The 428-nt window shown below is 70.1% G+C and carries 1 protein-coding gene; it reads right to left on the bottom strand.

All coding sequences use genetic code 11. The features are described from left to right. The coding region (locus AACY45_RS28855) for an AMP-binding protein (protein WP_339548891.1) at positions 1-428 on the bottom strand (428 nt) is incomplete at both ends.

The raw sequence follows: 428 nt of genomic DNA, 5'->3' as shown, positions 1-428 counted from the left end.
TGCTGCTGTTCGATCTGCGCCCACAGGCGCTGCGGATCACGGGCAGTGTCGCGGTCCACCAGCACCACGCTGGCGCCACGGACCAAAGGCAGGTACAGCTCCAGCACCGCGATGTCGAACGACAGCGAGGTCAGGGCCAGCAACCGTCCGCTCTCCTCCAGCCCTGGCGCCTGGGCCATGCTGGCGAGGAAGTTGCCCAGCCCGGCGCGGCGCACGGCCACGCCCTTGGGTTTGCCGGTGGAGCCGGAGGTGTAGATCACGTAGGCCAGGTGCTCGCCGCCGGCCACCGGCGTTGGGTTGCTGTCGCGGCCCTGCTCGTCCAGTTGATCCAGGCACCAGCACTCGGCCGCTGCACCCAGCGCCTGCAGCGCCGGCTGCAACGAGGTCTGGCTGAGCAGCAACGCGGCGCGGCTGTCGTCGAGCATGTG

The organism is Pseudomonas sp. RA_35y_Pfl2_P32, assembly GCF_963970735.1.
Lineage (GTDB): Bacteria > Pseudomonadota > Gammaproteobacteria > Pseudomonadales > Pseudomonadaceae > Aquipseudomonas.
This window is presented reverse-complemented; position numbering and strand designations above follow the sequence as displayed.